Source organism: Pseudoalteromonas sp. P1-16-1b, from assembly GCF_001401785.1.
In the GTDB taxonomy this organism is placed as follows: Bacteria; Pseudomonadota; Gammaproteobacteria; order Enterobacterales; family Alteromonadaceae; genus Pseudoalteromonas; species Pseudoalteromonas undina.
This window is the reverse complement of sequence record NZ_LKGQ01000021.1, coordinates 57,289-66,141: the sequence shown is the minus strand read 5'-3', so window position 1 is coordinate 66,141 and position 8,853 is coordinate 57,289. Positions and strand designations below refer to the sequence as shown.

Below are 8,853 nucleotides of genomic sequence, written 5' to 3'. Positions count from 1 at the left end.
AAAGAACATTGCGATTAAAGCGTTAAACTTTATCTCGCTAGGGCTGCGCATATTACGCTTTCCTATTTTTTTGTCAACACTTAATTTTGCTAAACTTAAAAGTTTTCAAAACTAAGTTTTACTCGACTCACTGAGTAGCTCGTGCCTCGCTATGCGTTGGCGTTCCCCGTCTCAGTGGGGTCGCATTATAGGGAGATCCGAAAACAGATCAACCCTTTTTTGCAGAAAACTTGAAATAAATGACTGTTCGAACAAAAATACAACTAAAAGCTCATTTTAACCACTAAAAACTCCGCGAAAGCCGGATTAACTAGCTCACTTTAAGTTTCCAACCGCATTTTTTTTGATACTTAATCTCTTGATTTAGCTCACTTGCCATCAATGGGTGGTTTTTTAACCAGTTATTTTCAAACTGAATCACTAACTCTTCATTCTCAGCTGTTATCTTAAAGCTTGGCAACACATCATCTTGTCGACGCATAGATAAAATAACGGCAATACGTAATAGTCGAACCATATACGCGGCAACAATACTATGTGCACCTAAATGATCTAAGCATCCCTTTTGAAGGTCCCAGCGATGACTATTAGCTATAGCAACGATCACTTTGTGCTCTGATTGTGAAAAACCGGGCATATCGGTATTTTCTAAAATATAAGCGGTATGTTTGTGGTACTGCTTATACTCTATTAATAAACCTATTTCATGCAGCTGCGCGACGGCATTCAAAAGCGGCAATCCGTTTTGTGCTTCAATCGGCCAATAATGACTGACTTCATTAGCTAACAGTGCAGCTAAACTTGATACTCTAGATGCTTGCTTTTGATCAACATGATAACGGTTCATAAAACCATCAATAGTACGTTGGCGAATGTCGGTATTATGTAGCTCCGGTAGCATGCTATATAAAACACCTTCACGAAGAGCACCACCCGCTAACCCCATTTGTTCTATTTCTAGTGACTCAAACAGTGCAATTAAAATAGCCAGCCCAGATACAAACACTAACCGTCGCTCTTCACTTAACCCTGGTAAATCGAGTTCAGCTATTGTTTTGTAAGCTATGGATTGTTGTTTGATGGTATAGAGCTTTTCAAGTGTGAGCATTTCATTTAAATTTTGTGCCACCATAATTTCTTGAATAGCTTGCACTGTACCTGACGCACCAGAGGCAAGTTGCCAACCAGCTGTTTTATATTCAGGTGCTATTTCATCAACAACATTTCGCGCTGCTTTTATAGCAGCATTAAAGTTTGCTTCATTTAATTGGCAATCTTTAAAGTAGCGTTCGAGAAAAGTCACGCAACCAATATTGAGGCTCTTATAGTGACGCGCTTCAAAACCTTGGCCAATAACAACCTCGGTACTCGCTCCACCAATATCAATAACCAGCTGCTTGCCAGTACATGAAGAGGTATGTGCAACCCCTTTATAAATCGTTCGTGCTTCTAGCTCGCCGCTAATAACATTAACTTTATGCCCTAATATTTCTTCTGCACGTAGTTTAAAGTCGTCGGCGTTGGTTGCTAAACGAAGTGTTGCAGTGGCAACAATGGTGATGTTTTGCGCTGGAATATCTTGCAACCGCTCTGCAAACAAGGCCAAACATTCCCAGCCTCGTTGCATAGCCTCTAAGCTCAATAAATTATTATCATCAAGCCCAGCCGCGAGTCTTACTTTACGTTTGACGCGTCCTATTGTTTGCAGGCCGCCCGCCATTGATTTGGCAATAAGCATATGAAAGCTATTTGAGCCTAAATCAATGACTGCATATACATTTTTTTGCGGTTTAAGTTGCCCCACCGTTCAAAAACCTCTAGTTACAAATACAATCAAACTAACGGTCGGTTAAGACCGTCCTTTTTGGTAACCATTATTTGGGCGACGTCCGTTGTTATTACTACGATTACGTGGACCAGTAGAAAAATTACGTTTTCTATGAATAGTCGGCTTCGTTAAATCATCTAACAATGCACTTTTATCGTAATGTGATAATGGAATGCTGTGCTCAATGTATTCTTCAATTTCATGAAGGTTATAAGCATATTGCTCACACGCAAAGCTAATTGCATGACCTGAAGCGCCTGCTCGAGCTGTACGACCAATGCGGTGAACGTAATCTTCGCAATCGTCAGGTAAGTCAAAATTAAATACATGACTTACTTCTGGAATATGCAAACCACGTGCAGCAACATCGGTAGCCACTAAAAAGTCTAGCTCGCCTTTACTAAATTGCGCGAGTATTGACTGGCGTTTCTTTTGGTTTACATCACCGGTGAGCATGCCCACACGATGTCCGTCTGCTTTTAACCATGCATATACGGTTTCACAGCTATGCTTGGTATTAGCAAAAACAATGGCTTTCTCAGGCCATTCTTCTTCAATCAAGGTTAACAACAGCTTAATTTTATCTTCTTGTGAAGGATGAAATAGCTCTTCTTGAATACGTTTACCTGTTTTTACATCGGGCTCTATTTGCACATGCTCAGGGTTGGTCATGTGTTCAAATGCAAGCTCTTGCACACGATACGATAGCGTAGCAGAGAATAATAAGTTTAAACGCTCTGACGTATCTGGCATACGACGGAACATATAACGAATATCTTTAATAAAACCTAAATCGAACATACGATCGGCTTCATCTAGCACGACTACCTCAATTTCATTAAGGGTGTAACAGCCTTGCTTATATAAATCGATTAGGCGACCTGTGGTGCCAATTAAAATATCAACGCCTTTTTCTAGTTGTGCACGTTGTTTTTCGTAATCTTCGCCACCATATACTAAACCTAAGTTAAGATTACAGTGCGGCGCTAAAATTTTTGCATCTTTGTGTATCTGAATCGCAAGCTCCCGAGTTGGGGCCATGATCAGGGCTCTTGGATGTTTACTAGGTGCTTTGCTAGATTGTAATAACCGGTGGCACGTGGCAGTTAAAAATGCCAACGTTTTGCCAGTACCTGTTTGTGCTTGGCCCGCAATATCGCGCCCTTCACAAATAAAAGGTAGGCATTTAGCTTGAATGGGTGTGCAATATTCAAACCCACTTTCGGTTAACCCGGCAACCACTTCCGGTGCAATAGCAAAGTCTGAAAACTTTTTATCGGTCAAATGTGTCTTAGTCATAGCGTTTAAGCATAACGTTTAAACTTGCAATAAGAAACAAGAGTGTTTAAATACGCACTAAATATTTCGCCTAACTAAACCGGAGAGCGCAATGAGCGAGAAAATAATCCAAATTACCGACGATAGCTTTGAAGCTGACGTATTACAATCAGACAAACCTGTACTAGTAGACTTTTGGGCAGAATGGTGCGGACCGTGTAAGATGATCGCCCCAATTCTAAGCGAAGTTGCTGATGAGTTTGATGGCCGTGTAACTATCACTAAATTAAACATTGACCAAAATGCAGGCACACCACCAAAGTTTGGTATTCGTGGTATCCCTACACTACTACTTTTCAAAGATGGTCAAGTAGCTGCAACTAAAGTAGGCGCACTATCAAAAACACAATTAGTTGAGTTTTTAGAAAATAACATCTAATAAATGTTAATTAAAAAAAGGGCTCTCAGCCCTTTTTTTATAATTTATTTTGCAGAAGTACTGGACGCTGCTGTAATGACCTGCTAGTTTATAAAGCCAACTAATCCTTAGTTATATTCAACGAACCTCACTCAACGATCTAATAAAGCGATTTTGAGTATGACAACTGTAATAAAGAACCCACCAATATGCATTTACGCGAATTAAAAGACAAGTCTATAAAAGAGCTTGTAAACCAAGCTGAGTCCATGGGGCTCGAAAACGTAGCCCGTTTGAGAAAGCAAGATATCATTTTTGCAATTCTTAAATCACACGCCAAAGGCGGAGAGAATATCTTCGGTGGTGGTGTTTTAGAAATTTTGCAAGATGGTTTTGGCTTTTTAAGATCATCAGAAGCTTCTTACTTAGCAGGCCCAGATGATATTTATGTATCTCCGAGTCAAATTCGCCGCTTTAGTATGCGTACTGGCGACTCTATTTCAGGTCTTATTCGTCCACCAAAAGACGGTGAGCGTTACTTTGCTCTACTGAAAGTAAACGAAGTTAACTTTGATAAACCTGAAAACTCTCGCACTAAAATCCTTTTTGAAAACCTAACCCCACTTCATGCAAACGAACGTTTTCGTATGGAACGCGGTAACGGCAGTAAAGAAGATATTACTGCACGAGTTCTTGATTTAGCATCACCAATTGGCCGCGGCCAACGTGGATTATTAGTAGCACCGCCAAAAGCGGGTAAAACAATGTTGCTACAAAATATTGCGCAATCAATCACACATAACCATCCTGACGTTACATTAATGGTTTTACTTATTGATGAACGCCCGGAAGAAGTTACTGAGATGCAACGCCTAGTAAAAGGTGAAGTTATTGCATCAACATTCGATGAGCCTGCTTCTCGCCACGTACAAGTTGCGGAAATGGTTATCGAAAAAGCAAAGCGCTTAGTTGAGCATAAAAAAGACGTTGTTATTTTACTAGACTCAATCACCCGTTTAGCACGTGCATATAACACGGTTATTCCATCATCAGGTAAAGTACTAACCGGTGGTGTAGATGCTAATGCGCTACATAAACCTAAGCGTTTCTTTGGGGCTGCACGTAACGTTGAAGAAGGCGGTAGCTTAACAATTATTGCGACGGCGCTTATTGATACCGGCTCTAAAATGGATGAAGTTATCTACGAAGAGTTCAAAGGTACAGGTAACATGGAACTACACCTTAACCGTAAAATTGCGGAAAAACGCGTATTCCCAGCTATCGACTTTAATCGCTCTGGCACACGCCGTGAAGAATTACTCACTAAGCCGGATGAACTACAAAAGCTGTGGATTTTACGTAAAATAGTACATGACATGTCAGAAATTGACGCCATGGAATTTTTAATTGATAAACTATCGATGAGTAAAACCAACGATGAGTTTTTTGATTCGATGAAACGTAAGTAAGCTAAACTCTAGTTAAATCAACGTTTTTAAATAAAAAGACACCAAATGGTGTCTTTTTTGTTTTTAAAGTAGATTAACCTGAACTCTGGTTAAGAGATTTACTAACATATTGAATCAAAAAAATATTTGTGTTTATTTTTCTCTAGCTAGAGATTTTTAGTGAAAACAAGGCGAAATTACGCGTCAATAGCTCGCCTATTGCAAATAAATTCAACGCAGTTAGCGCTGAAAATAGCTGCTTGAGATGGATTTATTATCCGGAGTTCAGGTTAAGTTAATTTATTCGTACTTTTTAAACAGTGCCTGTAAGTTATTGACTAATGTTGTTAGCCTTTGTGTATTTATTTGTGGCTGAAGTAATTCATCGTCTAGCGCTTTTGCCGCTAAGGCTATGTCTTTAAACTCGAACATTTGTGCCGCCCCTAACACTCGATGGCTATCTTTTTGCAGCGCCTGATAATCAGCATCTTTAAAGTGTAGCTTAATAAGCTCGCTTTCTTCGGCTAAACTTTGTTGAAAGCTCGTTACTAAATCACTCATATCAACATGAATCTGTTCAGTTGATACCTCTGTATTTGCAGCATTTAAGTATTTTGCTAGCACAGTATAAAAAGACTCTTTATCGATTGGCTTTGCTAAATAGTCACTAAAACCAAGTGATAAGTAGTGGTCAATCTCGTGGCTCATAGCATTGGCCGTTAATGCTAAAATAGGCTGCTCATAACCACATTGCTTGAGTAGTTCAAACGCAGAAATACCATCCATAACAGGCATTTGAATATCTAACAGTACTAAATCTGGGTATAGCTTTAAACTTTGTTCTACTGCTTGCTCACCGTTTTCAACGGCAATCACTTCTAGCCCAAGAGAATGTAAATAACGACTGATCAGTTTGCGGTTATCACTGTGATCCTCAGCAAGCACCACCTTACCTGATAATAATCTGTGTCGCTCATCTGACTTAGCTTGCTGATCGTCATGGCAAACTTGCTCTTCAACTTGTATACAAGGCAAATAAAATGAAAACTCACTGCCTTTTTTAAACTCACTCTGCACACTTATGTAGCCACCCATCATAGCCGCTAATTGCTGCGACAAGCTCAAACCTAGTCCTGTGCCACCAAAACGTCGACTAATACTGTTATCTGCTTGGCTAAAACACTCAAAAATAAGTTTAAGTTGAGATGAGCTCATGCCAATCCCAGTGTCTTTAATCGAAAAGAGTAACCCTTGCTCGGTTTTACTAACACCAATAGTTACTTGCCCTTTATGAGTAAACTTAATGGCATTAGCACATAAATTAATAAGAATTTGTTTTACTCGCGTTAAATCTAATCGCGTAAAATAGGATTTTTCTAACTGGCAGTCTAAAACTAACGATAAACCTTTCGCTTTAGTTTGAGGAGAAAACATAGCGTGAATATCGTTGATAAGCTTCACTACATCAAAACAACTAATATTAAGTTCTAACCGGTTTGCCTCTATCTTACTTAAGTCCAACACATCATTAATCAAGCTTTTTAAGTGCTCACTTTGACGTTGTATTACTCTAAGCTCATCTTGTAACTGTTCCGGTTTGTATAGACCATTAATAAGATCATCAGTTTGTGCCAAAATAGCAGTTAACGGTGTTCTTATTTCATGGCTTATATTCGCTAAAAACTGGCTTTTCACCTCGTTTGCTTCACGTAGCTCTTGCGCCACACTTTGTAGCTCTTTAGTACGCTGTTCAACTTGTTCGCTTAACTTTAACTTAGCTTGCTTTTCTGTTCGGCGCTTATAAACAGCAATTACCGTAATTAAAATTAATATGGCAACAATCACCAACAAAAACGTTAACTGTGAACGTTTAGCTATTTGCAATTCTTGTAAGTATTGTTGTTGTTTTAATTGTTTAATTTCTTGGTTTAGCTGATTCGATTCAAACTGGATTTGAAATTGACTGACCGCTTTTGAGGCTTCTTCGGTATTCACACTACGCTGATAATCAACGTACTGTTGATGTAAATTTAGCGCTTTTTCATAATCCCCTAAGCTCGCATTTATTAGTGCTTCAATTCCTAAGCCATCTTTAATACGCATCCCATTATTGTACTCTTTGGCAAGGGTAATTGAGTGCTCTGAGGTTTGTTTAGCACTTTGCGTATCACCTTGTACAAATTGAACAATTGACAACACATGTAACGCTGCCGCCAGTAAAGACTTATTATCTGCCTCTATTGCAAATTGTTGGCCCGCATTAGCGTGATAAAAGGCAACATCAAATTTATTTAGCTTAAGGTTGATGGTGGCTAAATTTGTATGCTTGGTAGAAAGTTGAAACGCATTATTAACGCTTTGATAGTAACGTAAGGCCAACTGATTATAATGCAGTGCTAATTGGTACTGTCTCGATTCTGTGTACGCCACCCCCATATTACCGTATGCTTGGGCAACACCGTCTTCATCGCCAAGTTCTTGAAAAACTTTTAAAACCTCACGGTACATCTCAAGAGCTGACTCATATCGAGAGAGACGAATATAAATACCGGCAATATTATGTAATATATCGGCCTTATCTTGTGCGCTCCCCTCTTTTTCATAAATTACTTTGGCTTGCTGATAATAATCAAGAGCTAGCTCCATGTTATACATATCAAAATAAGCAAGCCCGATATTACTAAGTAAATTAGCCTGTTTTATCGGACTTTTAAGCGCAATTGCGATGTTTAACGCGCGGCTATAATCAACGACCGCTTGTTGCACTAACCCTTGATAATAAAGCACAACTCCTTGCATTTTAATCGCACGAAAGAAAAGTTTAGGCTGATCTTTTAACGTACTATTGGTCTCTAGCAATTTAAAATATTTTAGTGCATTGGCTAAATCACTTTGCGCAAACGCCAGCTCAGCTAAATCGCTATAAATAGTAATGCGTTGTAAATTTGGAACATCAGGGTTCGATAAGATATCGGTTGCAAGGCGATGCTTTTCAGACCATGCTTGTTCAAGATTAAACTGCTCAAACAAACTTGGCTGCTCATTTGATAAAGCGTCATTTGATGCACTACTTAAAACAGCCAAAAAGCCAATAAAGCAGATGCGCTTTAACTGAGTCAGCATAAAAATATCCTTAAATCCTTGCTAGCCATAACAAAACGACACCCAAACCAAGTTTAAACATCTAATTTAGACCAATTCAAAACAGGCACTCACGCCCACTCCTTGGGGTTTAATGTTATTTGGGTATATGATAATTTATCCAAGATACACTAATTAATAGATTGTAAACAATGCTTAACCCTCTGATAGATGAGATTTTTGAACTATTAATCAATAAAAAAGTGTGGATGGTTCATACTTTAGCATCTGAGTTAAAACAACGTGGGTTTCTTGATACTTTAGCTGCCGAGCCTGAGCGCGACCTATTTAAGCGCAATTTTTTAATTATGAATGCGCTTTATCAGCTACAACAGCAATTAATGCCAAAACAACAATTAGTCGTTAAAAGCTTACATATTGAACTAGTAAACAGTTCCAGTTATAACCAACTACATCCTAACGATCCACTACGCGACTATTATTTAAACTGGCAAAATTTTGAAACATCTACGGATGAAGTCAAGGCGTTATTAGATAGCTTTTGGCAGCAATTTAGTAGGCCTACTTATCGCGAAATTCCGCTGAGTAATGAGCAGCAACAACAACTGCTGGTGCGTTGGCAATTAACATCGCCAGTCACACTAAAAGCATTACAAAAGCGTTGGCGACAACTTGCAGTGCAGCATCATCCAGATAAACAAGGAGGTGACAATGAGGTGTTTAAACAACTAAAAATAGAGTATGAGCAACTCAAGGCGAGTTGCTCAAATTAGATCGAG

The 8,853-nt window shown here is 39.0% G+C and carries 6 protein-coding genes; 3 read left to right on the top strand and 3 right to left on the bottom strand.

Translation table 11 applies throughout. The features are described from left to right. Positions 1-310: 310 nt before the first annotated feature. Positions 311-1,804, bottom strand: coding sequence for a guanosine-5'-triphosphate,3'-diphosphate diphosphatase (gene gppA / locus AN392_RS14435; protein ID WP_055013110.1), 1,494 nt, complete (start codon positions 1,802-1,804; stop codon positions 311-313). 45 nt (positions 1,805-1,849) lie between these two features. After that, complete coding sequence (rhlB, locus tag AN392_RS14430) at positions 1,850-3,127, bottom strand: ATP-dependent RNA helicase RhlB (protein ID WP_010392673.1); 1,278 nt, start codon at positions 3,125-3,127, stop codon at positions 1,850-1,852. A 91-nt stretch (positions 3,128-3,218) separates the two neighbouring features. On the opposite strand from rhlB, the gene trxA reads away from it, so the two are divergent. Together trxA and rho are read left to right on the top strand one after the other, a co-directional pair. Next, positions 3,219-3,545, top strand: a complete 327-nt coding sequence (gene trxA, locus AN392_RS14425; RefSeq protein WP_008109071.1) for a thioredoxin TrxA — start codon at positions 3,219-3,221, stop codon at positions 3,543-3,545. A 188-nt stretch (positions 3,546-3,733) separates the two neighbouring features. Then, positions 3,734-4,993 carry a transcription termination factor Rho gene (gene rho / locus AN392_RS14420; protein ID WP_010392671.1) on the top strand — a complete coding sequence of 420 codons (1,260 nt, stop codon included), beginning with the start codon at positions 3,734-3,736 and terminating at the stop codon, positions 4,991-4,993. Positions 4,994-5,272: 279 nt separating this feature from the next. On the opposite strand, the gene AN392_RS14415 is transcribed toward rho, so the two are convergent. Then, positions 5,273-8,095, bottom strand: a complete 2,823-nt coding sequence (locus AN392_RS14415) for a tetratricopeptide repeat protein (protein WP_055013109.1) — start codon at positions 8,093-8,095, stop codon at positions 5,273-5,275. Positions 8,096-8,265: 170 nt separating this feature from the next. Between AN392_RS14415 and AN392_RS14410 the strand changes: the two genes are divergently transcribed. Beyond that, positions 8,266-8,847: a DNA-J related domain-containing protein gene (locus AN392_RS14410; protein ID WP_055013108.1), complete on the top strand. Its 582-nt coding sequence runs from the start codon at positions 8,266-8,268 to the stop codon at positions 8,845-8,847. Positions 8,848-8,853 lie beyond the last annotated feature (6 nt).